The following is a 26,252-nucleotide window of genomic DNA, read 5'->3' as shown; positions in this document are numbered from 1 at the left end:
AAATATGAGATTCTATATCTCATATTTCTTGACATAATTCAATTAATACCCCATTTGTTCCTTTTGGGTGTAAGAAACAGACTAATTTATTATCAGCACCTTTTTTGGGTACTTCATTTAATAAAGTAAAACCCTCCGCTTTTAGTCTTTCCATTTCCGCCAAAATATCATCTACTTCAAAAGCAATGTGATGAATACCTTCACCTTTTTTCTCAATAAATTTAGCTATTGCACTTTCTGGATTTGTGGCTTCTAACAATTCAATTTTAGTTTCATTGATTTTGAAGAAAGAAGTATTTACTCCCTCACTTTCTACACTTTCAGATTTGTAGTGGGGAATATTGAACAGTTTTGTGAATAATTCATTTGAAGATGCAATGTCTTTCACTGCAATTCCTATATGTTCTACGTTTGTCAGCATATTTTTGAAAATTCATTAGATAATCTATCAAATAAATGTCATTTTGATTAGAATATCTAACTAACTTCATGAAATCCTGCTAAATAGTATAGATAATACATTTTTATTAAGTTATGACATCAATAGCAAGAATCATTATCTACTTTTTCCCTTTTCTAATAAAATCTTGTATTTAATAATGAATTTTATAAAATATAACTCTATAAAATTGGTAGAGTATATGGATTTTGTATATTTGTGTCATCAAATTAAAAAACATGATACATGTTAAAAATGATAGACTTTAAACCGCAGAAAATTATTTGTTGATAGCATAAAAAAACAAAGACCAGCGAGGCTGCCACCAAGCTGGTCGGAGTTTAATGCTGATAAAATCATCACCAAATGAAACCAGACAGTAGTCGAAAAACTACTTGTCCAGACCTTATTTTACATTAAACGATTAAAATTAATGAAAAAACTTCTAAATTCAATAGTATTCTTATTGGCTGTTGGCCTCTATAACACACTTACTGCACAAGATAAACCTATCATCAACGCCACTGTTTCGGGTAAAGTTGTTGATTCTCGAACCAATGAAATATTAATCGGAGCAACCGTTGCGATTAAAGGAACCACCAACGGTGCGACAACCGATGCCAATGGTGAGTTTGCCCTCATTACTGGTCAGAAATTACCTTTTACCGTAATCATTACTTATGTTGGATACTTGAAAAAAGAGTTGATTATCAATGAAAGTAAAGTTATTATCAAACTCGATGAAAATGTCAATCAATTAGAAGATGTTGTGGTTTCATCACGTCGTCGTCAGGAAGCCGTACAAGATATTCCCATACCAATTTCAGTAATCAGAGGTGCAACTGCTGAAGATGCAGGAGCCTTCAACGTAAACCGATTGAAAGAGTTAGTTCCTACGGTTCAGCTTTATGCATCAAATGCCCGTAACACTACGCTCAATATTCGGGGTTTGGGTTCGACTTTTGGTCTAACTAATGATGGCATTGACCCAGGCGTAGGTTTTTATGTAGATGGTGTGTATTATGCTCGTCCCGCTGCCACCGCTTTAGATTTTGTCGATATTGATAGAGTAGAAGTTCTTCGTGGGCCACAAGGAACTTTGTTTGGTAAAAATACGACTGCTGGAGCCTTCAATATTACTACACGCGAAGCGAGCTTCGATCCAACTGCAAGTTTCGAACTTAGCTACGGAAACTATGGATATATTCAAGCTAAAGGTTCGGTTTCGGGGCCATTGAGTAAGAAATTAGCGGCTAGAATATCATTTTCTGGTACACAAAGAGATGGTTTGTTGTATAATGTCAAAACGCAACAACGCATGAATGATATTAATAACTTGGGAATTAGAGGACAACTTTTATATACCCCAACCGATAAAATTAAAATCACCTTTATTGCTGATGTGACAGACCAAAAGCCTAATGGCTATGGTTGGCCAGTGGCAGGGGTAGTTACTACCAAGCGTGCGGCCTATCGTCAGTTTAATGCTATTATTGCTGATTTGAATTATAAACTACCTTACAGCAGTCCTTTCGAAAGAATTGTTGACCTTGATACGCCATCAAAAGCAGATAACCAATTGGGTGGTGTTTCGTTGAATGCTGATATTAAAATAGGCAAGGGTACCTTAACTTCAACTACTGCATGGCGTTATTGGGAATGGACGCCATTGAATGACCGTGACTATACAGGTTTACCAATTTTTACAATTTCTTCAGGAAATTCAAAGCATGAGCAATGGTCGCAAGAGGTACGTTATTCAGGCAAAATCTCATCGAAATTGAGTGGAGTGGTGGGCTTATTTGGTCTATGGCAAGATTTGAATTCTGACCCAGTACAAACCGAAGAGGCGGGTTCGGCTCAATGGCGTTTTGCACAAAGCTCAACTAGTGCTTTATGGAAAACCCCTGGTTTATTCGATAATTTTGGGATTCGTACAACCAACCGAATTCAAAGTACAAGTTTAGCTGTTTTTGGTCAAGCTGATTGGGCAATCACTGAAAAACTACACGTATTACCAGGTGTACGATATAATTATGACAAGAAAACAGCCAATTATAAAAGAGAAACTTACGGTGGATTACAAACTACTGATGCCGCCCTTTTAGCTCTTAAAAATGCAGTTTACACCAACCAATCATTTGATACTGAGGCTACTGAAGGAAACTTCTCAGGCCAACTTACGCTACAATACAAAGTAGATAAATCAATCAATGCTTTTGCTACTTATTCGGTTAGTTATAAGCCAGTTGGTGTAAATATCGGCGGTTTGCCAACGGCCAATGGGCAGGTATTAATTGATCTTGCACGTGTGAAACCTGAGTTTGTAAAACACTACGAATTTGGAGTAAAAACCAAGCCAACCACTAACTCGATTTTAAACTTGGTATTTTTTGATGATGAAATCAAGAACTACCAAACACAGGTACAAACACCTGAACCTGGGGTGAACAGAGGTTATTTGGCAAATGCAGAAAAAGTAAGAGTATTAGGTGTGGAAGTTGATGGAAATGTAAAAATCGACCACTTTACCTTTACAGGTGCAGTAGCATATACCGATGGGAAATATGTATCGTTCACCAACGCACCAGTTCCTTTGGAAGAAGTAGGTGGGGCACAAGCGTTCAAAGATATTTCGGGAGGAGCATTGCCAGGTATTTCAAAATGGTCGGGTTCATTTGGGGCAGAAGCGACTACCAAAGGCAGTTTGTTCCAATGGAAAGGAAATTATTTTGCCGCTCTTGATGTTTTCTTCCGTTCGAAATTTTCATCAAGTCCATCACCTTCACAATACTTAAATATTGATGGTTATTCCTTACTCAACGGACGTATAGGCTTCCGAGCATCGAATGGATTCTCAATTTATGTTTGGGGCAGAAATCTACTAAACAAAGATTATTTCGAGCAATTATTAGCCGCTCCCGGAAGTGCAGGACAATACGCAGGTATTTTGGGTGACCCACGTACTTACGGAACAACACTCAGATATACATTCTAAAATATAGCATGCCGAGTTTCGAGAACTTACTCGAAACTCGGGTTAAATCAAAAAATTCGACTCGTTTTGGGTTAAAGTTAAAGAGCCAAGTAAAGGAAAAAGTCATAAAAATCCTTGTATATCTTCATCAACAAACATGATTACCAAGAAAGCAAAATATGCCTTGAAAGCCCTTAGTGTGTTGGCAAGGAGTTATATGGTTAAACCAGTTTTGACTTTAACCGAAATTGCATCTGAGGATAATTTGCCTAAAAAATTCCTAGAGACTATTCTGCATGATTTACGTAGAGCGGGAATTTTGAGTAGTACGCAAGGGAAAAATGGAGGATATTTTCTGAATAATCCTCCCAATGAAATTGTTATAGCCAGACTTATTCGGTTGATTGATGGCCCGATTGCACCAACACTTTGCGTTTCACTGCATTTTTATGGCAAATGTGATGATTGTGGAAGCGAAGAATCTTGTAAAATCAGACCATTGATGATGAAAGTTCGTGATGCAAATTTGAGTGTTTATGAGAATATGACTTTAGCTGATATATTATAATTCACTAAAATCCAATTCAGCAATGAAATACAATATCTTTGCCTTTGCCATTCCTTTTTTCTTGTTTTTTATTGTTTTAGAATATTACATTGCCAAGCGAAAAGGACTTAAATTGTATAGTTTCAGTACGACCATTGCCAATTTGAATGTAGGAGTTGCTGAGCGATTGATTGATTCTTTCACGGCGGGAGGGTTCTATTTCTTTTATGCTTATTTGCATAAGCATTTTGCTATTTTCGATATTAAACCAAGTATTTTACTCTGGATTGCTTTGCTTTTAGCAACTGATTTTATTTGGTATTGGTATCACCGTTTTGGGCACGAAATCAATCTTTTTTGGGGTTTCCATGTAGTCCATCATTCGAGTGAAGAATTTAATTACTCGGCGGCTACCCGTATTACCATTTTCCAAGCTGTTGTTCGAACATTGTTTTGGTCAATCTTGCCTGTCATCGGTTTTCCACCACATATGATTAGCATTTTATTGATAGTTCATGGCGTTTACCCATTTTTTACGCATACACAACTCATCGGAAAACTTGGAATCTTGGAATATATCATTGTTACACCCACTCATCATAGCGTGCATCATGCCAGTAATGAAGTTTATTTAGATAAAAACTATGGCGATATGTTTATTATTTGGGATAAACTTTTCGGCACTTTTGCAGAAAAAACCGAAACTCCAGTTTATGGTCTAACTAAACAATTGGAAAGTAAAAGTTTCTTGTGGCAGCATTTTCATTTTTTGTTTGAAATTGCATACGCAGTATCAAAAAAACAAGGATTACTAAATAAGCTGAAAGTTATTTTTGGTTCTCCAATTGCTTTTGACCCAGAAGCTCGTTCGATTATGGAGCATAAAATATTATCGAAGTATAAAGTAAGAATACATTCCAATAAATTCAAGCAATATGTGTTCATTCAGATGGGTGTGATGCTGCTGATTTTGTTTATATTTTTACTTTTCGAGTATTACATCAATATATTTTTGCAAACCATCATTGCACTGACCATTATTGCCACATTAATCAACTGTGGTGCAATTTTAGAGCAAAGACGTTGGGTGTTTTACATCGAATTTGTTAGGGTTGCCATAGTATCTTTACCATTTATATGGTATTTCCCTCAAACTACAATTTCTATAATAGCAATTATCTCGCTCATCATTTTAAGCCTTGATTTTGATATTGTTTCGAAGATAAAGGTTAGTTATTTAAGGTTTATTTATGGGCATCTGGAGTCGAAATTATTTGTTAAGGTTGAATAGTGATTAAGCTAAACTAGCATTAGGTAAGGTTTTCAGAAACCTTACCATAATCTTAAGTAAAAATATAGTGATGTTTTTTAGGAATAATTTTAAATAATCTATTACTTTGTCTATCGGATTTATAGGATAATATTTTCAATGTAAAATCCCATAATTTTCAGCCATATTTTAACAATAAAACTACAATAAAAATGAAATTCGAAACGCTTCAACTTCACGCTGGACAGAGTATTGACCCAACAACTAATTCAAGGGCAGTGCCGATTTATCAAACAACTTCTTATGCATTCAATAGTGCCGAACACGGAGCTAATCTTTTTGCTTTGAAAGAGTTTGGAAATATATATACAAGAATCATGAACCCAACGAGTGATGTGTTTGAAAAACGCATTGCTGCACTTGAAGGTGGGGTGGCTGCTTTGGCAGTTAGTTCGGGTCATGCTGCACAGTTTATTGCCATCAATAATATCACCACGGTTGGTGATAATTTCGTAACAACCCCTTATTTATATGGTGGTTCTTATAATCAATTCAAAAACTCTTTCAAGAATATTGGCGTAGAAGCTCGTTTTGCTGCTGATGATAAAGTAGAGAATTTTGAAAAACTAATTGATGAAAAAACAAAATTCATTTATTTAGAATCAATCGGAAACCCGGGCTTTAGTGTACCTGATTTTGAAGCATTTGCTAAACTTGCAGAGAAATATGATTTACCGATTATAGTGGATAATACATTTGGAGCTGGAGGAGCAATTGTTCGTCCGATTGAGCACGGAGCACATATTGTAGTTGAATCCGCAACGAAGTGGATAGGGGGGCATGGTACATCAATTGGTGGCGTAATTGTCGATTCGGGTAAGTTTAATTGGGGAAATGGAAAATATCCGCAGTTTACGGCTCCTTCACCAAGTTATCATGGCTTAGTGTTGAATGATGTTTTTGGAATTGGTGGACCATTTGGAAACATCCAATTTATCATACGTGCTAGAGTAGAAGGCTTACGCGATTGGGGTCCAGCTGCAAGTCCATTTAATTCATTTTTATTGTTGCAAGGACTAGAGACACTTTCTTTACGTGTAGAAAGAACCAATGAAAATGCACTTGGACTAGCCCAATGGTTACAAAAGCATGACCAAGTGAAAAGCGTTAATTATTTAGGCCTTGAAAGTAGTCCGCACCACGCTTTAGCAAAAAAATATTTTGAAAGAGGTTTTGGTGGAGTATTATCATTCGAATTAAAAGGAGATAAGCAAAGAGCCGAAAAATTCGTGAATAGTTTGCAACTCATTAGCCATTTGGCCAACGTAGGTGATGCTAAAACATTAATTATTCACCCTGCTTCGACCACCCACTCACAGCTCTCAGAGGCCGAGCAAAAATCGGCGGGTGTTGAGCCAACAGCTTTAAGGGTTTCGGTTGGAATAGAACACCTTGATGATATAAAAGCCGATATTGAGCAAGCATTTGCTGCTTTAGATTAATATTTTGACAAGCCCTTTGGAAAAACCGAAGGGCTTGTTTGATTAAATACTAGAGTCAAATTTTTATATTTTGCATAAATCTTTGTTATTTACACTCAGAAAGTAGAAAATAATCAAAGTATGATTTCTAAAAAAGCAAAATATGCTCTGAAAGCCTTAAAAGTGCTCACTGAAAAGTTTGAATCTAATGAACCAACTTTAATAAACGATATTGCGGTTAAAGAAAAAATCCCTAAAAAATTTTTAGAAGCCATTTTGCTCGAACTCCGAAATCAAGGGGTGCTAAAAAGTCAAAAAGGGAAGGGGGGAGGATATTTACTTCGGATGTCTCCAACCGAAGTTTCGGTAGCAAAAGTGCTTCGAATTATTGATGGACCAATTGCACCAACTCCTTGTGTATCAGTAAATTTCTACGGGAAATGTGATGATTGTGAGTCGGAAGAATTGTGTAGTATTCGACCAATTATGATGAAAATTCGTAATGCTAATTTAGAAATTTATGAAAATACTAATTTAGTTGATTTAGTTAAAAAAGATATTAATTCGTTGTAAAAGGAAGTCTTCGCTCGAAGCGAAGACTTCCTTAAAAATTCCTATAAATTCTTCTTCTTCAATTCACTTACTGCATAATTCGCTGCACGAGCTGTAAGAGCCATAAAAGTCAAAGATGGGTTCTGATTTCCAATGGATGTCATGCAAGCACCATCAGTCACGAATACATTTTTACAAGTATATAACTGATTCCATTCATTAAGCATTGATGTTTTAGGGTCTTTGCCCATTCTAATACCACCCATTTCATGAATATCTAGTCCGGGAGCTTGTTTGCTATCAAACATACTGATGTTTTTGCAGCCAGCTTTTTCTAGCATTTCAGATGCTTGTATATGAAAATCTTTCATCATTTTGCTATCATTTTCATCATAGTCGATGGAAGTGATGAGCTGCGGAACACCCCATGCATCAGTTTTATCTTTACTTAATCTTACATGGTTTTCTTTTTTGGGAATAGTTTCTCCCTGCATCTGAATGTATATACCCCAAGTATCTCCTGGGTGTGTCAGACTTTCTTTGAAATCTGCCCCAAATGCCTCTGGTTTTGAACCGCGTTGCCAAGAGCCTCGCCCAGCTGAAAATGCTACCATGTAGCCACGTAGAAAATCTGTTTCTTGTTTTTCAACATTTCTAAACGAAGGCATAAATGCCGAAGTAGGTCGACGGCCATAATAATATTGATCAGTATAACCTTCAAAAGTAGCACCTCCTTGTCCACGATATTGATGGAAAGCAATGTATTGCCCCAAAACGCCACTATCATTACCAAGTCCATTTGGAAAACGATTAGAAGTAGAATTCAATAAAATCAAATTTGAATTCAATGTAGCTCCATTAACAAAAATGATTCTTGCTTTATATTCTATACTTTCCTTTGTATTCGTATCAACTACTCGCACCCCTGATGCTTTACCCAATTTTTCATCATAAATAATCGAATTTACGACCGAATTAGGCCTAATTGTTAATTTACCTGTTTTGGCTGCCCAAGGTAACGTTGAAGAATTTGAACTAAAATAGCCACCAAATGGACAGCCACGTTCACACAAACTGCGAGCTTGACATTGCCCACGTCCTTGTTGATGATGAATTTCATTCGGTTTTGTTAAATGAGCACATCTCCCGATAATCACTTGGCGGTCTTGGTAGCTTTTCTTAACCTGTGATTGAATATGTTTTTCAACACAATTCAATTCCCATGCTGGTAAAAACTCTCCATCGGGTAGATTTTTTATATTGTCTTTATTTCCCGAGATTCCCGCAAAGCGTTCTACATGGCTGTACCAAGGAGCAATATCTTTGTAACGAATCGGCCAATCAACTGCGAAGCCATCTCTTGCAGGAGCTTCAAATTCATATTCGCTCCACCGTTGGGTTTGTCTGGCCCAAAGCAAAGATTTTCCCCCAACCTGATAGCCACGAATCCAGTCAAAAGGTTTTTCTTGAATGTAAGGATGCTGTTCGTCCTTCACAAAAAAATGTTGGGTAGCTTCGGAGTAAGCGTAACAACGATTGACAATTGGATTTTTCTTTAAATCTTCTTTGGTATCTCGTAATCGGTGGTCAAATTCCCAAATGTTTTTCATGGCAGTTGGGTAGTCTTTTATGTGTTCTACCATTCTGCCACGTTCAAGAACCAATGTTTTTAATCCTTTTTCGCAGAGCTCTTTGGCTGCCCAGCCACCGCTGATGCCCGAACCAATAACAATGGCATCATAAGTTGTGTTTTTATCGGCGTCGATATTGAAATACATAGTTTTGTAGGATTGAAGAAGTAGAGTTTGAATGCATAAAAATAGTAATTTTTACATATTTCTTATGCCTCATATAGTATGAAATATTATGAATGGGTATTTGAATGAATTTTAAAATGCTATTTGGATGATATTAATAGGGTTCGTTTAAAACTTTTGTTAAATGGCTTTATACAAGGGAAATAATTCTACTTCAAAATATTTACTACAGTTTAGATTGAAAACTGGGTTTTACTTTGATAGACAGCGTAATGATTCCTCCTTTTTTGCAGAAAGACTGATAAATGAGAAGGAATAAGTTTTGCCAATTTTATCTTAGGCCTTACAGAATAGTAATTTTATGTAATTTTCCTGCTTTTCTCGCCCTTTTCTCCTAAATTTGGGTTAAATTTTACAAACATTTAGCAAGTAGAGAATCGTGGCAAGACCTTCAAAAGAAGAATTAGTAAAGCAAATCAAGGAAACACCTTTAAATCGTCAATATAACCAAATCAAAGCCAAATATCCCGGAGCAATGCTATTGTTTAGGGTAGGGGATTTTTACGAAACCTTTGGCGATGATGCCATTCGTGCTTCAAAGATTTTGGGCATTGTGCTTACTCGCCGTAATAATGGCGGAGCACAAGAAGAGTTGGCTGGTTTTCCGCACCATTCGCTTGATACTTATTTGCCAAAACTTGTTCGGGCGGGTGAGCGTGTAGCTATATGCGACCAGTTAGAAGACCCATCAACCGCTAAAGGTATTGTTCGTAGGGGTGTTACAGAACTTGTTACACCCGGTGTTTCGTTCAACGATAATGTATTGAATCATAAGCAAAATAACTATTTAGCATCTATACATTTTGCTAAAAATGATTATTTTGGAGTGTCCTTCTTAGATGTTTCAACGGGTGAATTTCTCACAACGGAAGGAAATGCTGCTTACATTGATAAACTGCTTCAAAGTTTTGCTCCTTCAGAGGTGCTGTATTGTAAGCGTAATCGAACTGATTTTCATGCTCTTTTCGGCGAAAAATTCAATGAGTTTACTTTTGAAGATTGGGCGTATAAATTTGATTTTGGATATAATCTCTTACTCAATCATTTCAATGTTACGACACTAAAAGGTTTTGGCATTGAAAATATGCCCGAAGGTATTACGGCAGCGGGTGTTATTCTCCGATACTTATCCGATACCGAACATAAGGAAATGGGTCATATTTCACGTATCACTCGCCTTGATGAAGATAAATATGTTTGGCTAGATAAGTTTACCATTCGCAATTTGGAATTGGTTTTTGCACAACATGATGGCGGTGTACCTCTCATTCAAGTGCTCGATCAAACCATTACTCCAATGGGAGCGAGGCTTTTACGCAAATGGTTAGTGTTGCCATTGAAAGAACGTTCATTGATTCAAGAACGCCTTGATACTGTAGAGTTTTTTGTAAAAAATGATGAAGTTTTAGAGCAATTATCTTTACTATTAAAACCGATTGGCGATTTAGAACGTTTGATTTCGAAAGTGGCAGTTCGACGTATCAATCCTCGTGAACTTGGTCAATTGAAAAAAGCTTTAGGTCAAATTGAGCCAATCAAGAAGCAATTGGAAATCGGTAGTGAACGTTTCCCAATTTTACAAAAATATCTAAATCAATTAACCGATTGTAAGTATTTAGTTGAGAGAATCGAAAGAGAATTGCGTGATGATGCCCCCGTAGTGATGAATCAAGGAAACATGATTAAGTCGGGGGTAGATGCTGAGCTTGATGAACTTCATAAAATTGCATTTTCGGGAAAAGATTTCTTGATTGAAATTCAAAATCGTGAATCAGCTCGTACGGGTATTCCTTCACTTAAAATTTCTTATAATAAGGTATTTGGCTATTATCTTGAAGTATCGAACGCTCATAAAAGTAAAGTTCCAACGGAATGGATTCGTAAGCAAACACTTGTAAATGCCGAACGTTACATTACAGAAGAATTGAAGGTGTATGAAGAAAAAATCCTGACGGCAGAGTCAAAAATATTTGAGATTGAATTCAGAATTTTCAATGATTTGGTCATAGCGGCGAATGAGTTTGTCGCCCAAATTCAGCAAAATGCCCGAGTAATTTCTATACTTGATGCTCTATCTTCCTTTGCCAAGGTAGCACAACGGAATAACTATTGCAAACCCGTTGTTTCTGATAATAAAGTCCTTAATATCAAAGAAGGCCGCCACGCTGTCATTGAACAACAATTGCCTTTGGGGGAAGCATATATTCCGAATGATTTGTATTTAGATGACCAAACTCAACAAATCATTATCATTACAGGGCCAAACATGGCGGGTAAGTCGGCCTTGTTACGTCAGACCGCTCTCATCGTCTTAATGGCACAGGTAGGAAGTTTTGTTCCAGCCCAAAGTGCCGAACTGGGAATAGTTGATAAGATTTTCACAAGGGTAGGAGCAAGCGATAACCTTTCTCGTGGAGAATCGACTTTTATGGTCGAAATGACAGAAACTGCTTCCATTCTTAATAATTTAAGCGATAGAAGTCTAATTATTATGGACGAAATCGGACGAGGAACAAGTACCTATGATGGTGTGAGCATTGCTTGGAGTATTGCTGAATATTTGCATAATCATCAAAAATATAAGCCTTGGACACTCTTTGCTACTCATTACCATGAACTAAATCAGTTGGCCGAAGATTTTGGAAGAATCAAAAACTTTAATGTCTCGGTAAAAGAAGTAAATAACAAAGTTGTATTTTTAAGGAAACTCAAAGAAGGAGGAAGCGAGCATAGCTTTGGTATTCACGTGGCACAAATTGCGGGTATGCCTCAGGCTGTAGTTTTGCGAGCAAATGAAATTTTACAGCATCTTGAAAAAGACCATATTAAAGAAGATAATAAAGAGCGTATAAAAGAAGTTCCTAAAAATAACTACCAATTAAGTTTTTTTGAGCCAGCAGACCCAAAAGTTGAAGAATTGAAGAATAAGTTGAAAGCCATTGATATCAATACACTTTCACCAATCGAGGCATTATTGAAACTTAATGAATTGGTTAAGTTGCTTTAGAGTTTATTTAAAACAATAATTTAAAAAAATAATGGCATCATTTAATATTGACTTCCCCGGAACTTCTAACCAATTCGTTGTAAATGCAACTAAGGCAATACAAAGTAAAGGTGGTGTTTTTGAAGGAGATGCCTCAAATGGATTGTTTAGTCTGCAAACCTTAGTTGGCTCTATAAAGGGAACGTATTTGGTAATATCTGAGCTCAATAGTTCGCCTACAAAAATAGCCATTACGATTACCAAAAAACCATTGATTGTGCCAATGAGCAAAATTCAAGAAGTCATAGCGTCTTATTTTTGATAAATCATAACCCCAAGCTTTACTATCTAATTATGAAAAAACTAATCTTCTTATCATTTCTTGGAATTCTTTTGATAAACTGCAAGGGTAAAACAGACAAAGCCCGTGAGATTATAGAGAAAAGTATTGAAGTGCATGGTGGTGCCAAATACGATAATTTTGATGCAGAATTCGATTTTCGACAGTTTCATATTAAGCTATCTCAACATAATGGACAATTTCAATATGAACGAATCTCAAAAGATAGTGCTAGAAATGATATTTGGGATGTTGTAAATAATAAAGGGTATCTCCGCTTAATTAACGGAAATCAAGTTACATTATCGGATAAAGACCAAGAAAAGTACAAAAATGCTGTAAATTCAATTGCCTACTTTGTTTTATTACCATATAAACTGAAAGATGAAGCCGTCAATCTAGAATATGTTGGCAATGCGATTATCAACAGCGAAAAATATGATAAAATTAAAGTTACATTTGATAAAGAAGGAGGTGGTAAAGACCACGAAGATGTATTTTGCTATTGGTTTAATCAAAAAACGCACATGCTTGATTACTTAGCTTATGCTAATGGCGGACCAAGATTTCGTAGAGTGAAAAATCGTCAAGTTGTGGGTGGTATTGTTTTTCAAGATTATGAAAACTTTGCTATTACAGATACTACACTTAAAACTCACGAATACGACAAAGCCTTTATTTCGGGAAGTGACTCACTACTTTCGGTGATTGAGCAGAAAAATATTATTGTAAAATGAAAAAATGAGTTATCCTGAGTTTCGAATAATGATTATCCAAAATTCAAGATGACTCATCTTTACTTTAGTATTAATATTGTAAAGCAGTTTTAAATTCTGACGTTGTATGAAACTGAATATCTGGATTATTTTGAATATTCATTCTTAAAATCCAATCAGTTTCTGCCAAGAATACAGGATTTTCGTCTTTATCATAAGCAATAAAATTGCTCTTTAGACGAATAAACTCCGCTAATTTAGTTTTATCATCAGCCGTTATCCAGCATGCTTTTGAGTATGGTCTGGCTTCAAAAACACAACTGGCTGAGTATTCATTTAATAAGCGATGTTGAATTACTTCAAATTGGAGTTCTCCTACTGTCCCAATGATTTTTCGATTACCGGGTTGGATTGTAAACAACTGGGCAACTCCTTCATCTGTTAATTGTTGAACGCCTTTTTCCAATTGTTTAGATTTCATTGGGTCTTTATTGATAACCTCTTTGAAAATTTCTGGAGAGAAACTCGGAATACCAGTAAATTGAAACTCTTCTCCCTCAGTTAAGGTATCACCAATTTTGAAAGTACCCGTATCGTATAGACCAATTACATCACCTGGATAAGCATCTTCCACTACGTCTTTTCTATCTGCCAAGAATGCAAATGGACTGGCAAAACGCATTTCTTTGTTTAGGCGTACGTGTTTGTAGAATTTACCACGATTAAATTCGCCACTGCAAATACGTAAAAATGCAATTCTATCACGGTGGCGAGGGTCGATATTAGCGTGAATTTTGAATACGAATCCGCTAAATTTTTTTTCCTCAGGCTCAACCATTCTTTTATCAGTCATGCGATGAACAGGCAGTGGAGAAACATCACAGAAAGTATTTAATAATTCCATGACACCGAAATTACTTACCGCACTTCCAAAGAAAACTGGGGCTAAATCTCCCTTTAAATAGGCATCTTTATCAAAAGTGTCATATATTCCGTCAATTAACTCAACATCTTCACGTAATTGAGCAGCGTCTTTGGCTCCAACTTTTTGGTCAAGAACCTCTGAATCTAACTCGATAACATCAATATCATCTTCTAAGCGAGTTTTATTCACAGCAAAATGATTCATTTTTTTCTCAAGTAAGTGATAAACACCTTTGAAATTCGAACCACCATTAACTGGCCAAGTAATTGGGCGAACTCGTAAATCTAACTTTTGCTCTAATTCATCTAATAAATCAAATGGATTTTGTCCTTCACGGTCCATTTTGTTGATGAAAATAATAACAGGTGTTTTACGCATTCTACAAACTTCCATCAGCCTTTCAGTTTGTTCCTCTACGCCTTTTACACAGTCGATTACTAAGATTACACTATCAACAGCCGTTAATGTACGGTAGGTATCTTCCGCGAAATCTTTGTGGCCAGGAGTATCAAGAATGTTGATTTTGAGTTCGCGGTATTCAAATGTCATTACCGAAGTAGCAACCGAAATACCACGTTGTTTCTCAATTTCCATGAAGTCAGAAGTAGTAGACTTCTTGATTTTATTTGATTTTACAGCACCAGCAGTTTGAATAGCTCCACCAAAAAGTAGGAGTTTTTCTGTAAGGGTAGTTTTACCAGCATCGGGGTGAGCAATGATAGCAAACGTGCGGCGTTTGTGTAACTCTTCTATAAATGACATTTTGGACTTTTTTTGTAAAACGAGTGCAAAATTAAGAAAAAATGTCGAATTATTGTTGGTGATTCTGAAATCCTTGATAATGCTAACAGGCACTATCAATGTTAGAATTCATGTTCAAATTTTGCCCAAATTTTATTGGCCTGTTCTTGAATTGGTTTTGGCAATTTTTTAAAGGCCAAATCAGGTGTTTTTACTTTAGGTTCATTGATTCCTGTTATAGAAGTCATGCCTCGGATAGCCGCTTTATTTCCGTTTTCAATAACCATCAATTTTATATCAATTGGGCTCACATCACTTCTACAACCAATTTTATACATAAAGCTAATTTCTGCAAGATTATTTTTATCTAAGTCGCTTATTATTAATGATTTATCAATTAGGTCCAACTCGTTATCAAAGGGGCATTCTTTTTCGTAATCAACTACCTGACGGAGTAGTGCATAATCACCTTTGTTTTTTTCAATTCTGTGTTGAACCAAGAGCGTTCTTGAAACTAAATCATATTTTCGTTCCTCTTTTAGGGTTATGGTAAAAAAGTTTACACCATTTTTATCATTAAATTTAAGTGCTTTTAATACTTTAGCTTTATTATCAATAAAATTCTTTAATTCCTCTTTTTCGATGGGTTTGCTTGTAATTTGTTGAGCATAAGTGGAAAAGCTAATAATTAAGCAGAAAAAGAAATACTTATTGTTCATTTTAGTTGATGTTTTATTTTTCTAAAAAGTTAATTGAATTTAAAGAGCACCCCAATATCTTGCTCCCTCTTTCACCGTTTCAAACACATTCGAATTTGCTCTTGCATACTCAATATTGGCTCCCTCGGCTCCTTGCCAGTCAATGACAATTTCTAATTCATTATTAGCATTTAAAAATGCACCAATGATTTTTATAGCATCATTCGGAAATTCGCCTCCGTCGTCAACTCGCCAAGTTGAGCCTTCGTCGTATTTAGCGGGATAATCTCGATAAATAAGCTTTTCACCACCAATAACTAAGCTTGCCAATACACTATCTTTTTTAGGTTCGAAGATTACAATAAAAGCTTGTTGGTTATTTATCTCTGCAATTTTCCAAGCTTGTTTAATTTTGCGTTTTTTATCATTTTGAATTGATAATTTATTACTCTCATCAATTTGTTCAGGTTGATTAAATGATTTAATTGGGAGGGTTTTTCGAGTTTCTAGAAAAGCAGCATTGACCAAAACGGTTGAATAGTCAGGGTTTAGTTTTTTATTACCTTTTAATTTATAGACCTCACCTGCACAATCATTGAAATTACTTGGTATTAAATTTACTCCATTTTCGTTGCCTTTTTGAATATTTTCATAAACAAGCTCGTAGTTATTTCCATGATTATCAATCACATTTGTTAGTGATTGGCTGTTCATACCTTCTTCAAAAGCAATGACTTTATTACCATTTTCATTCGTAAATCCAAAAGCAAGTATTTCGCCATTCGTTTCGGTCGAAGGGTCAATTACTTGAGCTAATGTATCAGTAACTATGGTTGTATCGGTTGTGTTTTCTTGTTTTTTACTATTACAAGCAAAAAGAAGAAAAGAAATAAGCGAGGCATAAATAATAGATTTCATCTAAGATTTTGTTTATGATTGTTTTTTGAAAAATTCTTTAAGTACAAGTTCGCCGGCTTTGCCTTGGGGAGTATATCTATCTCTAAATTTATGTTGGCGTTTTTCTTCTTTTTCGCGTTTCATTTCAGGAAACCATTTCCAAATGAAACATCCTGCCAACCATTGTTCTTGCCACATTTCTTCAAAAAATGCCCGATAAGCATCGGCTTGAAGTGGGTCGTTATCGGCATGTTGAGTGTAGGATTCCCATGGTTTGTGAGTAGTAAAATCAGTACTTTGATAGCCAATTTCAGTAAAAAGGATAGGTTTTTGAATTTTACTGCTAAATTTTTCTAACTTTTTTCTGTGTTCATACCAGCCTTTTTTGATGGTATTTAATTGAGGATGTTGTTCGTCGGCAAGTGGGAAATAGGCATCTACTCCTACAAAATCAAGTTCATTCCAGAAAGGTACTTTTTCGTAGCAATCCCAATTTTCAGCATACGTAAGCTGGCCCTTATAAATGCCTCTAATTTCTTTGATTATTTTATGCCAAAATTCAGGACGTTTTTCAACAAAATTTTCAAATTCAGTAGCAATACAATAGACTTCAATTTTGCAAGAATCGGCAACTTTTGCATAATCAATTAAATATTCTCCAAAGGTTTTTTCAAAAGTTTTCCATTCTTCATCTGTCTTGAAATCTAAATCTCCTGTAAAAGTGCTTCCTTGATTACTTTGTATCCAAGCATGAGGCTTTAACATGATTTTTAGTCCTTTTTCATGAGCCATTTTGGCACATTCACTTACGCCTTTCGGAGATTCTCCCCACCAGTGCCCATCACTTGATTTATTATACTTGAATTCTGGATTCCCACCTCGAGTAAATCCATAGGGTGTTAAGGCAACCCAAGTGGCGTTTACTTCCTTCACTTTATCAAATTCATTGGCATCAATTTCTCTTGGAGGAGCGACAAAACATACACCTTTCAGTTTTGTTCCTCTATAAACTAATGGTTTATTTTGACAAGCAGAGCTGTAAAAAATAATGGTCAGGGCAAGAAAAAATGCTTTAGGCATAAATTGAAAAGAAAAAGTTGAATACTAGTATAAAATTGAGAAATAGTCAATAGTTTTGCAAATAATCTTACATTGTTTTAAAATGACTTTTGAGGAATATTTATTGTCAAAAAAAATTGATGCTAACAAATTCATGAAATCAGAACCAGAAAGGTTTGCTGAATGGCGTCGACTTTTTGCTGAAATGCACCCAGAAAGTTTCACATCGCAAAAGAAATTTTTGATAAACCCTACAAGAAGAAAATATCTTCTCGAAACGTAAACTTACGTTTTTGCTCTTCATTCTTTTGGAATTGTAATCTTTTCAACGTCTATTATTCTATGCCATTCGTCTATACTTTTCTGCCGCTTGTAATTTAACTAAATCATTTGGTACAAATTTTAGTTTTTAAAGGGTATTTAAGCAGTATTTTTGTACAAAATTAAGAATTTCGTACAAGTTCGAACTGCTTGACAAAACTACTTTTTAATAAATCAACTAATGAAAAAACTGAATTTACTTTTATTATTTATTGTAGGAACTGTGATTACAACTTTTGCCCAAATGCCTGGTATGGGTGGTGGCGGAGGAGGAATGCGTATGGGCGGCGGTGGTTTTCCTGGAATGATGAATCAACAACAACAGGTTCCACAAGAAGAAATTCCACGTGGTTCGGCCAAAATTAGTGGTAAATTGATTGACTCTACAACGAATAAACCAGTAGAATTTGCATCTGTAGCAGTATACGATAAAAACAATAAAGTTGTTGATGGTGCAATGACAGATATGAATGGTGCTTTCACAGTCAAAAATTTGGCTAAAGGTACTTATAAAGTAGTTGGTTCATTTATTGGATATAAAAATGTTGTTATTGGCAAGATTGAGATTAAGGCCAATAAAGAAGAAGTAAACGTTGGAAGTTTATTAATGGCCACTGATACTAAAGTTTTGAACGAAGTAACAGTAACAGGTCAAGCTGCTTTGATTGAAGATAAAGTTGACCGTTTGGTTTACAACGCTGATAAAGATATTACGAGTAGAGGTGGTACTGCAGAAGATGTGCTTCGCAAGGTACCAATGCTTACAGTAGATATGGACGGTAATGTTCAGATGCGTGGTAGTGGCAATATCAAAGTGTTAATCAACAACAAGCCATCAAGTATTTTGGCTACTAATGTTGCCGATGCTATTAAGCAAATTCCTGCCGATATGATTAAGTCAGTTGAAGTAATTACTTCACCATCAGCTAAATATGATGCTGAAGGTACTGCTGGTATTATTAATATTGTGACAAAGAAAAATAATTTACAAGGATTGACGGGTTTCGTAAATGGAGGTGCGGGTTGGAGAGGTGCTAATGCATTTGGTAATATCAATATGCGTAAAAAGAAAATCGGAACTTCTTTGAATTTTGGAGGTAATAGCTCATACAATACGCCAAGTAATGGTACAACTTCTCGTAATTCTTCGGTGAGAGGTGTGGAAACAACTTTTAATCAATCAGATGAAAGTAACGTTAGACGTTTATTTGCTAACACGCAATTATCTATTGATTATGATATTAACTCAAAAAATTCAATGAGTTTAAGTGCAAGATATGGTCTTGGTAATTTTAACACTACTGGCGTTCAATCTAGTTTGTTGAAAACTATTTCGGGTTCTATTCTTCAACAATTTACGCAAGATACCAAAAATATTCGTGATAATAAAAGTGTAGATTTAGATTTCAACTACACAAAAACATTCAAAGAGCAAGGACATGAATTAGCGTTTCTAGCACAACATGGTCGTAATGTTCGTACAACTGATTTTACGAATGCTCGTTTAGGATTACCTTTCAATAAAAGTAATAATGATGGTATTAATAGCGAATCTACTTTCCAGTTAGATTATACTTATCCATTTAAGAAAAATATCTTTGAGGTAGGGGCAAAATATATTTTACGTGATGTAACAAGTAATTTTGATTTCTTTAACTGGGATAACAATTCAAGCTCTTACATTATTCAGCCAAGCCGCACGAATAATTTTAGTTATAATCAGGATGTAGCAGCCGCTTACTCTACCTTAACAATCGCATTACCAAAGAAATGGGGCTTTAAGGCAGGGGTAAGATATGAAAATACTCAAATTACCGCTAAATTCCAGACTTCGGATAAACCTATTTTGATTCCTGCGTATGATAATATTATTCCTACAGTGACAGTCTCAAAGGATTTTCCGAAAAACCACAAGATTAAGTTTAGTTATGGACAACGTATTCAACGTCCTTCACTTGAATTCTTGAATCCTTTTGTGAATTATGCTGACCCTTTGAATATCTCTTACGGAAATCCATTACTGAAACCAGAATTAAGTCACAGTTTTGAATTTAATTACAGTACTTTCTTCAAGGCAAATTCAATCAACGTTTCCTTGTTTAGAAGATTTACTGATAATAATATCACTACTGTTAGGTCAGTTGATGACAAAGGCATTGTTACTTCAACTTTTGATAATATTGGTAAAACAAATTTCTATGGTGGTAGCGTTTTCATTAATTTACAACCTACTAAAAATCTTAGAATTGGCGGTGGAACAAACATTACCAACAACTTATTGAGTGGTTCTATTGTAATTCCTGTTTTGCAAACAGATAATACGTACAAAAGTACAGTTGTGGCCATTTCAAACGAAGGATGGAATGCGAATGTGAACTTTAACGCTTCTTATACATTTACGAAAGGATGGGGTGCACAAGCATTTGGTTTCATGGGAAGTCGCCAAATCCAATTACAAGGTTATCAGGGCTCATTTAGATTCTATAATCTTGGAGCGAAGAAAGACTTTAAAAATAAAAAGGGTAGCTTTAATATCGGTTTAGATAATCCATTCACAAGTTCACTCAAAATTAAGGGCGAAACAAGTGACCCAACTTTCAAGTCAGCCAATACAAGATATATTTACAACCGAGGAATCAGATTCTCAATTAACTATATGTTTGGTAAGATGGATTTTAACGGTGGAAGTATGTTCCGTAGCAAGAAAAAAGTATCAAATGATGATGCTAAAGCGGGTGAAGGAGATAGTTCTGGAGGTGGAGCTCAGCAACCAGCCGCAGGGGGTGGCCGACCAAGATAATTTGAAATTATGCTTCAACAATAAAGTTTCATTCGAAGCCATGTCTTTTTTTTGACATGGCTTTTTTTATTTAGATTTTGATGCTTAAATAAGGCAATTGAAAACTTGATTGCTATATTTGTTTATAAAGACATTCTCAAAAACAATGAAAAAAAATATACTCCTTTTCGTATTTTCTCTATCTTCATTCGCTGCATTTTCGCAAAAGGAAGATTTACAATTGAAAGCCAAATTAGAAGAAACTTTAAAAGGATTCAATGGAATTGCTGGAGTTTACGTGAAGAATATCAAATCAAATAAATTTGTAGCTATCAATGCTGATACTATTTTCCCAACGGCAAGCATGATAAAAGTACCTATTATGGTCGGAACTTTCGATAAAATCAAAAAAGGTGAACTTAAATATGACCAAGAATTAACTTATAAAGACTCTCTGGATTACGATGACGGTATTGTAGGTTCTTTGAAAGATGGGGCAAAACTACCCTTAAATGAGGTTGTTATGTTGATGTGCACTGTCAGTGACAATACAGGAAGTTTATGGCTTCAGGCATTAGCAGGCGGCGGAAAACGAATAAATGCCATCATGGATTCTCTTGGTTTAAAAAATACCCGTGTCAATTCTCGTACTCCGGGTAGAGAAGCCAATAGAACTGAATTTGGTTGGGGGCAAACAACCCCACGAGAAATGGCAGAATTGATAACTATGATTAGAAATGGAAAAGTAATCAGTGCTGATGCTTCGGATAGAATGTATAGAAATCTTGGACGACAATTTTGGGATGGAGAAGGGCTCTCTCAATTGCCTGAAACTGTAAAATATGCCACAAAAAATGGAGCGGTGAATCGTTCTCGTTCTGAAGTCGTTTATGTACATGCCCCTCATGGTGAGTATGTATATTGTGTGATAACCAAAAAGCAAAAGGATGAATCTTGGGTGAGAGAAAATGAAGGGTATGAACTTTTGCGTAAAGTAGGTGCTTTACTTTGGAATTATTATGAACCAAAATCTAATTTTAAACCAGTTAATGGTTACGAAAAATGGTAGTAAACATGATTCATCTCAAGTTTAGCAAAAACATCACTCATTGAATTAATTAAATCTTCATTGCCGCCAATTTTAAATGACGGCAATGAATAAAAAAATTAACAAATCAGATGTTTATATAAAATTCGGAGTAACTTATGTTCATTAGAATTTTACATTAAAACGCTCACCCAAAGCCATTAAATCTTCAATTACTTTCTCATTGAGCGGAATTCCATTAGCCATGCGTTCTTTTTCAAGTTCACGTTCTGGGTCACCAGGTATAAGAACTGGTTGATTTTCTATATGTTTAGCATTTCTGAAACGCTCAATCCATTTATCCATACTTGCTTTAAACTCTTCTTTTGGTCTAAACCCATCAATTCGCATTGCACCCAAGAAATGCCCTGTTCCTTTACCCACTTGCTCAGCAGCTACTCCGTGAAACCCTGCCGTAGCAAAAGGTGGAACCCAAGGCCCGAAATTAGCACCTGATAAAACACCTGAAAATATGTCAACAATAGCCCCTAAACCATAACCTTTATGGCTTCCATGTTCGCGGTCGCCACCAAGCGGTAATAAACCACCTCCATTTTTTACGGCATTTGCATCGTCAGTTGGATTTCCATTGGCATCTTGTACCCAGCCGATTGGAGCAGCTAGACCCTTTCTTTGAAGAATTTCCATTTTTCCATAGGCTACGGCTGTTGTAGCAAAATCTGCTACAAACGGTGGCTGTTCACCTGCGGGAACTGAAACTGCAATGGGATTAGTGCCTAACATTTTTTCAACGGCGAAAGTGGGTACAACTAATGGTGCGGCATTGGTCATGGCCCACCCAATCATGTCATGTGGTAGAGCTAACATTGAATGATACCCTGCAATTCCAAAATGATTGGAGTTTTGTACTGAAATCCAGCCTGAGCCATATCTTTTTGCTTTTTTGATGGCTACTTTCATGGCATAAGGGGCTACCACTAAGCCTAATCCTTTATCACCATCAATAACTGCTGTTGAAGGAGTTTCATGGATAATTTTTATGTTTGGATTCGGATTCAAACGCCCGTGGTCATAAAGTCGAACATAACCTACTAAACGAGCTGTTCCGTGCGAATCAACCCCTCTTAAATCGGCTGAAATTAAAACGTCAGCAGCTAATTTGGCGTCCTTTTTCGGACAACCCAAACTCAAAAAAATATTTTCTGTAAAACGACGAAGATTTTTTTCTTTTATCATATTTCAAATCAAGAAAGAATCGAACTTCTTTCTAAACAAAATTTCTAAATATTTAATAGCGAGCAAAATAATGAAGTTTTTACAGGTAAAACAAAGTTTTTTCTTTAAAATTGCCTCCATTAACTTATTGTTCACACAATAAATCTAGAACGTAACGTTTCTAAGAAAATCAAACCTATTCTCGTTATGAAAATCTACTTTAAAGCATTACTAACCTTATTTTTATCGAAAAACTCAATCGTTCATTCAAGTATTGGACTCGGAATTTTATTACTTGGCTTTCATTTTCCTATTTTTTCGCAAGGTCAACTAAAGATAGATGCTGAAAATCAACATATTACTGTTTTCTTAAATAGAGCACAAATTGATGCCCGAGTGAAAACAAATGTGCAAGCTGGAACTACTAAATTGATTATCAGTAATGTGGCTACCACTGCCGACCCCAATAGCATTCAGATTGGTGGTAAGGGCGATGTGATGATAATGAGTGTAAAGTTTAAGCAAAATTACTTAGGTAATAAGCGACGTAGTACATTAGAAGATTCATTAAAGCTAGCTAAAAGTGAATTGGAAGTGGTTGATGTTTTGGTAAAAGTGGCAGAAAATGAACGTAATATGCTTATGGCAAATGCAAATGTAAAGAGTGAGAAAGATGGGGCTACGCCAGAGGATTTAAAAGAAATGATGGATTTCTTCCGTACTAAACTTACTGAAATTGGAACCCGTCAGATGCAGTTGCTTCGACAATCTAAAGATTTGCAAGATAAAATCAATCGATTCCAACAACAACTTACTTCACAAGGTACAAATATTAATCAACCAGCAGGTGAAATAGAGCTAACGCTTCAGGCTAAATCGGCAACTGCCATAGAACTCAACCTTTCATACATAGCCAATAATGTAGGTTGGAGTCCTATCTATGATATTCGTGCAAAAGATGTAAAAAGTAATATTGAGCTGGCTTACAGAGCCAATGTTTACCAAAATACAGGTATTGATTGGAAAAATGTAAGACTTTCACTTTCTACGGCAAATCCGGCAGAAGGAGGGGCGAAACCAGAGTTATATGCTCAGTATTTGAATATTAATGAGCCTGTTGAAACTCCGAAAAGAAATGTAAGAATGTCGAAGGGAGTAATGCCAGTAGAAATGGCGATGTCAGCAGCTCCTCAAGCAATGGATGAAGTAATAACCGTAGCATCTGTTGTTAATACAGTTCAATCAACTCTGGCAGTAAATTTTGATATTGCCATTCCGTATAATATTGCATCGGGAGGGAATCCAGAAATGGTAGATATTCAAAATCATTCGCTACGTTCGACATATAAATATTATACTGTTCCAAAATTTGATAAGGATGCTTTTTTGACAGCTATTATTACAGATTGGGAAAAATATAATTTATTACCGGGAGTGGCAAATGTCTATTTTGAAGGTACATTTGTAGGTACAACCGAAATTGCAGGCGGAGAAGCTAAAGATTCGCTCATGATTTCTTTAGGAAGAGATAAAAAGATAATAGCCAAAAGAGAAACCGTAGAGGAATTTAAGTCAAGAAAAAATGTGGGTTCTAATATTAGAGAATCTTTTGGAGCTCGAATTACACTTAGAAATACCAAAACAGAAGCAATCAATATTGTTGTTGAAGACCAAGTGCCAGTTTCACAAGATAGTAGAATTGAAATTGAGCTTGAAGAAGCCAAAGGTGCTGAGTTTAATAAAGAGACTGGAAAATTAACTTGGAATTTGACCCTTCAACCGCTTGAAAACAAAGAGATTATCTTAAAGTATAGCGTTAAATATCCAAAAGGGAAGAATATTCAAGGATTGTAATATAGGACAGGTTTAAAGCCTGTTTAGATAGCTTAAATTAATAATCGTAATGTTGACAGGTTGCAATCCTGTGCTACAAAAATATGAATTTACAAGAGATTTGTCAGCAAACCGTAGAGGTAGCCAAAGAGGCGGGAGCATTTATTGCTCAAGAATCAGCCAAGTTTAATCGAAATGCTGTTGAGTATAAAGATGTAAACAACGTAGTTTCTTATGTTGATAAAGAAACCGAAAAGATTATCGTTAACCGTTTGAGAGTAATATTACCTGAAGCAGGTTTTATTACTGAAGAGGGGACTGCAGATTCTTCAGACCTAGATGGTATGAATTGGATTATTGACCCGCTTGATGGAACAGCCAATTTTATTCACGGTTTACCTAATTATTCGGTTAGTTTAGCTTTGGCCCGTGGAAAAGATGTTTTGGTTGGAGTTGTGTATATTGTTTGCTCACAAGAAGTATTTTATGCCACCAAAGGTGGTGGGGCTTTTAGAAATGGTCAGACTATTAATGTATCTCCTAACAAACATTTGGGTGAAAGTCTGTTAGCAACTGGATTTCCATACTATAAATTTGATAACCAAGATAAATATTTAAAGATTTTGGAATCATTAATGCAAAAAACGCATGGTTTACGTCGAATGGGCTCGGCTGCTATTGATTTAGCTTACACGGCTTGTGGTTATTTTGACGGATTCTATGAATATAACCTCAACTCTTGGGATATGGCAGCTGGAATACTCTTAGTAACCGAAGCTGGAGGTTTTGCTTCTGATTTTTCGGGAGGGGATAACCATTTATTTAGAGGAGATGTGGTGGTTGGTTCTGAAGTTCATGCGGAACTGTTGGCCGAAATTCAACGTTATTGGTAATAGATAAATCAAAAAAAATGAATTTAACGAATTCAGAACTTGAGCGATTGAAGTATCCAATTGGAGATTTTGAGTACGGAAAGAAGTATTTAAAAGCTGATACGAGAACTCACATTAAAGTTTTAGAGAAATTTCCTCAACGTTTGAAGACTCTAACTGCAAAACTCGATGAAAAGCAATTAGATACTCCTTACCGACCTGAAGGATGGACCGTTAGGCAAGTAGTACACCACATTGCAGATAGTCATATCAATATGTTTACTCGGGTAAGATTTGCATTGACCGAGGAAAATCCGCCAATAAAAGGTTATGACGAAGCAGCATGGGCATTATTACCAGACCATTCATTGCCAATAAAACCATCTTTACAGATTATTGAAGGTTTACACAAGCGTATGGTGTTTTTGTTTAAAAGCCTTGATAAAAAGGGCTTAAAGAAAACTTATTACCACGGTGGCTACAATAAATCGTTCGAAATGCAAGAAGTCATTGCACTCTATGCATGGCATTCTGAGCATCATTATCAACATATTATTCAAGCATTGAAATGATAGAGAACATCATTATCGGAATTGTATTTATCGGAGCAGTAGGATATTTGGTAAATACTGTTAGGAAACAATTTGCGGGAAAAGCCGATAGCTGTGCAGGTTGTGGAGGAAATTGTCAAGTATCTAAAATTGAAATTCCCAAAACAGAAATATAAATCTTCTAGAGC

The 26,252-nt window shown here is 35.7% G+C and carries 22 protein-coding genes; 15 read left to right on the top strand and 7 right to left on the bottom strand.

What is annotated here, in order from left to right; all coding sequences use genetic code 11:
* Window positions 1-19: 19 nt before the first annotated feature.
* On the bottom strand, window positions 20-421 hold the full coding sequence (mce, locus tag EMTOL_RS00615; RefSeq protein WP_015027316.1) for a methylmalonyl-CoA epimerase: 402 nt from the start codon (window positions 419-421) through the stop codon (window positions 20-22).
* Window positions 422-872: 451 nt separating this feature from the next.
* Here mce and EMTOL_RS00610 point away from each other — a divergent pair, with 451 nt between their 5' ends.
* The 5 genes from EMTOL_RS00610 to EMTOL_RS00590 all read left to right on the top strand — a co-directional run bounded on the left by EMTOL_RS00610 (window position 873) and on the right by EMTOL_RS00590 (window position 7,287).
* The gene (locus EMTOL_RS00610) at window positions 873-3,437 is read left to right on the top strand and encodes a TonB-dependent receptor (protein WP_015027315.1); all 2,565 of its coding nucleotides are present in this window, start codon (window positions 873-875) and stop codon (window positions 3,435-3,437) included.
* A 136-nt stretch (window positions 3,438-3,573) separates the two neighbouring features.
* Window positions 3,574-3,984, top strand: a complete 411-nt coding sequence (locus tag EMTOL_RS00605) for an RrF2 family transcriptional regulator (RefSeq protein ID WP_015027314.1) — start codon at window positions 3,574-3,576, stop codon at window positions 3,982-3,984.
* Between the two features lie 22 nt (window positions 3,985-4,006).
* Window positions 4,007-5,254, top strand: coding sequence for a sterol desaturase family protein (locus EMTOL_RS00600; RefSeq protein ID WP_015027313.1), 1,248 nt, complete (start codon window positions 4,007-4,009; stop codon window positions 5,252-5,254).
* Between the two features lie 191 nt (window positions 5,255-5,445).
* A complete protein-coding gene (locus tag EMTOL_RS00595) occupies window positions 5,446-6,735 on the top strand; it encodes an O-acetylhomoserine aminocarboxypropyltransferase/cysteine synthase family protein (RefSeq protein WP_015027312.1) in 1,290 nt (429 codons plus the stop codon).
* 120 nt (window positions 6,736-6,855) lie between these two features.
* Window positions 6,856-7,287, top strand: a complete 432-nt coding sequence (locus tag EMTOL_RS00590; RefSeq protein WP_015027311.1) for an RrF2 family transcriptional regulator — start codon at window positions 6,856-6,858, stop codon at window positions 7,285-7,287.
* Window positions 7,288-7,328: 41 nt separating this feature from the next.
* Here the strand turns inward: EMTOL_RS00590 and EMTOL_RS00585 are convergent, their stop codons facing one another.
* Complete coding sequence (locus EMTOL_RS00585) at window positions 7,329-9,044, bottom strand: GMC oxidoreductase (RefSeq protein ID WP_015027310.1); 1,716 nt, start codon at window positions 9,042-9,044, stop codon at window positions 7,329-7,331.
* Between the two features lie 418 nt (window positions 9,045-9,462).
* On the opposite strand from EMTOL_RS00585, the gene mutS reads away from it, so the two are divergent.
* Genes mutS through EMTOL_RS00570 form a run of 3 tightly spaced genes read left to right on the top strand, consistent with a single transcriptional unit; the run spans window position 9,463 to window position 13,146 of the window.
* Window positions 9,463-12,090: a DNA mismatch repair protein MutS gene (gene mutS, locus EMTOL_RS00580; RefSeq protein ID WP_015027309.1), complete on the top strand. Its 2,628-nt coding sequence runs from the start codon at window positions 9,463-9,465 to the stop codon at window positions 12,088-12,090.
* A gap of 31 nt (window positions 12,091-12,121) precedes the next feature.
* Window positions 12,122-12,391: a hypothetical protein gene (locus EMTOL_RS00575; protein ID WP_015027308.1), complete on the top strand. Its 270-nt coding sequence runs from the start codon at window positions 12,122-12,124 to the stop codon at window positions 12,389-12,391.
* A gap of 32 nt (window positions 12,392-12,423) precedes the next feature.
* Window positions 12,424-13,146 carry a DUF6503 family protein gene (locus EMTOL_RS00570; protein WP_015027307.1) on the top strand — a complete coding sequence of 241 codons (723 nt, stop codon included), beginning with the start codon at window positions 12,424-12,426 and terminating at the stop codon, window positions 13,144-13,146.
* Window positions 13,147-13,216: 70 nt separating this feature from the next.
* Here EMTOL_RS00570 and EMTOL_RS00565 read toward each other — a convergent pair whose 3' ends face one another.
* From EMTOL_RS00565 to EMTOL_RS00550, 4 genes are all read right to left on the bottom strand, one after another.
* The gene (locus tag EMTOL_RS00565) at window positions 13,217-14,812 is read right to left on the bottom strand and encodes a peptide chain release factor 3 (RefSeq protein ID WP_041693346.1); all 1,596 of its coding nucleotides are present in this window, start codon (window positions 14,810-14,812) and stop codon (window positions 13,217-13,219) included.
* A gap of 101 nt (window positions 14,813-14,913) precedes the next feature.
* A complete protein-coding gene (locus EMTOL_RS21570; RefSeq protein ID WP_015027305.1) occupies window positions 14,914-15,510 on the bottom strand; it encodes a M949_RS01915 family surface polysaccharide biosynthesis protein in 597 nt (198 codons plus the stop codon).
* A gap of 39 nt (window positions 15,511-15,549) precedes the next feature.
* On the bottom strand, window positions 15,550-16,407 hold the full coding sequence (locus EMTOL_RS21565; protein ID WP_015027304.1) for a hypothetical protein: 858 nt from the start codon (window positions 16,405-16,407) through the stop codon (window positions 15,550-15,552).
* Between the two features lie 12 nt (window positions 16,408-16,419).
* Window positions 16,420-17,466 carry a glycoside hydrolase family 113 gene (locus EMTOL_RS00550; protein WP_015027303.1) on the bottom strand — a complete coding sequence of 349 codons (1,047 nt, stop codon included), beginning with the start codon at window positions 17,464-17,466 and terminating at the stop codon, window positions 16,420-16,422.
* Between the two features lie 82 nt (window positions 17,467-17,548).
* Here EMTOL_RS00550 and EMTOL_RS00545 point away from each other — a divergent pair, with 82 nt between their 5' ends.
* From EMTOL_RS00545 to EMTOL_RS00535, 3 genes are all read left to right on the top strand, one after another.
* A complete protein-coding gene (locus tag EMTOL_RS00545; protein ID WP_015027302.1) occupies window positions 17,549-17,728 on the top strand; it encodes a hypothetical protein in 180 nt (59 codons plus the stop codon).
* Between the two features lie 219 nt (window positions 17,729-17,947).
* Window positions 17,948-20,566, top strand: coding sequence for a TonB-dependent receptor (locus EMTOL_RS00540; RefSeq protein WP_015027301.1), 2,619 nt, complete (start codon window positions 17,948-17,950; stop codon window positions 20,564-20,566).
* A gap of 145 nt (window positions 20,567-20,711) precedes the next feature.
* Window positions 20,712-21,614, top strand: coding sequence for a serine hydrolase (locus EMTOL_RS00535; protein ID WP_015027300.1), 903 nt, complete (start codon window positions 20,712-20,714; stop codon window positions 21,612-21,614).
* A gap of 144 nt (window positions 21,615-21,758) precedes the next feature.
* On the opposite strand, the gene EMTOL_RS00530 is transcribed toward EMTOL_RS00535, so the two are convergent.
* Window positions 21,759-22,829, bottom strand: coding sequence for an Ldh family oxidoreductase (locus EMTOL_RS00530; protein ID WP_015027299.1), 1,071 nt, complete (start codon window positions 22,827-22,829; stop codon window positions 21,759-21,761).
* Window positions 22,830-23,015: 186 nt separating this feature from the next.
* Here EMTOL_RS00530 and EMTOL_RS00525 point away from each other — a divergent pair, with 186 nt between their 5' ends.
* From EMTOL_RS00525 to EMTOL_RS22075, 4 genes are all read left to right on the top strand, one after another.
* On the top strand, window positions 23,016-24,662 hold the full coding sequence (locus tag EMTOL_RS00525) for a DUF4139 domain-containing protein (RefSeq protein WP_015027298.1): 1,647 nt from the start codon (window positions 23,016-23,018) through the stop codon (window positions 24,660-24,662).
* Between the two features lie 83 nt (window positions 24,663-24,745).
* Window positions 24,746-25,534 (top strand): inositol monophosphatase family protein, encoded by a 789-nt coding sequence (locus EMTOL_RS00520; RefSeq protein WP_015027297.1) that lies wholly within the window; start codon window positions 24,746-24,748, stop codon window positions 25,532-25,534.
* 17 nt (window positions 25,535-25,551) lie between these two features.
* Entirely contained in the window at window positions 25,552-26,085 is a 534-nt protein-coding gene (locus EMTOL_RS00515) for a YfiT family bacillithiol transferase (protein ID WP_015027296.1), read from the top strand.
* The gene (locus EMTOL_RS22075) at window positions 26,082-26,240 is read left to right on the top strand and encodes a FeoB-associated Cys-rich membrane protein (protein WP_015027295.1); all 159 of its coding nucleotides are present in this window, start codon (window positions 26,082-26,084) and stop codon (window positions 26,238-26,240) included. Before EMTOL_RS00515 ends, EMTOL_RS22075 begins: the two co-directional genes overlap by 4 nt.
* The last annotated feature ends 12 nt before the right edge of the window (window positions 26,241-26,252 follow it).

The organism is Emticicia oligotrophica DSM 17448 (genome assembly GCF_000263195.1).
Taxonomy (GTDB): domain Bacteria; phylum Bacteroidota; class Bacteroidia; order Cytophagales; family Spirosomataceae; genus Emticicia; species Emticicia oligotrophica.
This window is presented reverse-complemented; position numbering and strand designations above follow the sequence as displayed.

Coding starts and splice junctions, on each gene's coding strand:
- EMTOL_RS00540 (WP_015027301.1), top strand. CDS start 17,948: ATGAAAAAACTGAATTTACTTTTATTATTTATTGTAGGAACTGTGATT.
- EMTOL_RS00605 (WP_015027314.1), top strand. CDS start 3,574: ATGATTACCAAGAAAGCAAAATATGCCTTGAAAGCCCTTAGTGTGTTG.
- EMTOL_RS00585 (WP_015027310.1), bottom strand. CDS start 9,044: ATGTATTTCAATATCGACGCCGATAAAAACACAACTTATGATGCCATT.
- EMTOL_RS00590 (WP_015027311.1), top strand. CDS start 6,856: ATGATTTCTAAAAAAGCAAAATATGCTCTGAAAGCCTTAAAAGTGCTC.
- EMTOL_RS00515 (WP_015027296.1), top strand. CDS start 25,552: ATGAATTTAACGAATTCAGAACTTGAGCGATTGAAGTATCCAATTGGA.
- EMTOL_RS00525 (WP_015027298.1), top strand. CDS start 23,016: ATGAAAATCTACTTTAAAGCATTACTAACCTTATTTTTATCGAAAAAC.
- EMTOL_RS00570 (WP_015027307.1), top strand. CDS start 12,424: ATGAAAAAACTAATCTTCTTATCATTTCTTGGAATTCTTTTGATAAAC.
- EMTOL_RS00520 (WP_015027297.1), top strand. CDS start 24,746: ATGAATTTACAAGAGATTTGTCAGCAAACCGTAGAGGTAGCCAAAGAG.
- EMTOL_RS00550 (WP_015027303.1), bottom strand. CDS start 17,466: ATGCCTAAAGCATTTTTTCTTGCCCTGACCATTATTTTTTACAGCTCT.
- EMTOL_RS00575 (WP_015027308.1), top strand. CDS start 12,122: ATGGCATCATTTAATATTGACTTCCCCGGAACTTCTAACCAATTCGTT.
- EMTOL_RS00530 (WP_015027299.1), bottom strand. CDS start 22,829: ATGATAAAAGAAAAAAATCTTCGTCGTTTTACAGAAAATATTTTTTTG.
- EMTOL_RS00595 (WP_015027312.1), top strand. CDS start 5,446: ATGAAATTCGAAACGCTTCAACTTCACGCTGGACAGAGTATTGACCCA.
- EMTOL_RS00600 (WP_015027313.1), top strand. CDS start 4,007: ATGAAATACAATATCTTTGCCTTTGCCATTCCTTTTTTCTTGTTTTTT.
- EMTOL_RS21570 (WP_015027305.1), bottom strand. CDS start 15,510: ATGAACAATAAGTATTTCTTTTTCTGCTTAATTATTAGCTTTTCCACT.
- EMTOL_RS00565 (WP_041693346.1), bottom strand. CDS start 14,812: ATGTCATTTATAGAAGAGTTACACAAACGCCGCACGTTTGCTATCATT.
- mce (WP_015027316.1), bottom strand. CDS start 421: ATGCTGACAAACGTAGAACATATAGGAATTGCAGTGAAAGACATTGCA.
- EMTOL_RS00610 (WP_015027315.1), top strand. CDS start 873: ATGAAAAAACTTCTAAATTCAATAGTATTCTTATTGGCTGTTGGCCTC.
- EMTOL_RS00545 (WP_015027302.1), top strand. CDS start 17,549: ATGACTTTTGAGGAATATTTATTGTCAAAAAAAATTGATGCTAACAAA.
- EMTOL_RS00535 (WP_015027300.1), top strand. CDS start 20,712: ATGAAAAAAAATATACTCCTTTTCGTATTTTCTCTATCTTCATTCGCT.
- EMTOL_RS22075 (WP_015027295.1), top strand. CDS start 26,082: ATGATAGAGAACATCATTATCGGAATTGTATTTATCGGAGCAGTAGGA.
- EMTOL_RS21565 (WP_015027304.1), bottom strand. CDS start 16,407: ATGAAATCTATTATTTATGCCTCGCTTATTTCTTTTCTTCTTTTTGCT.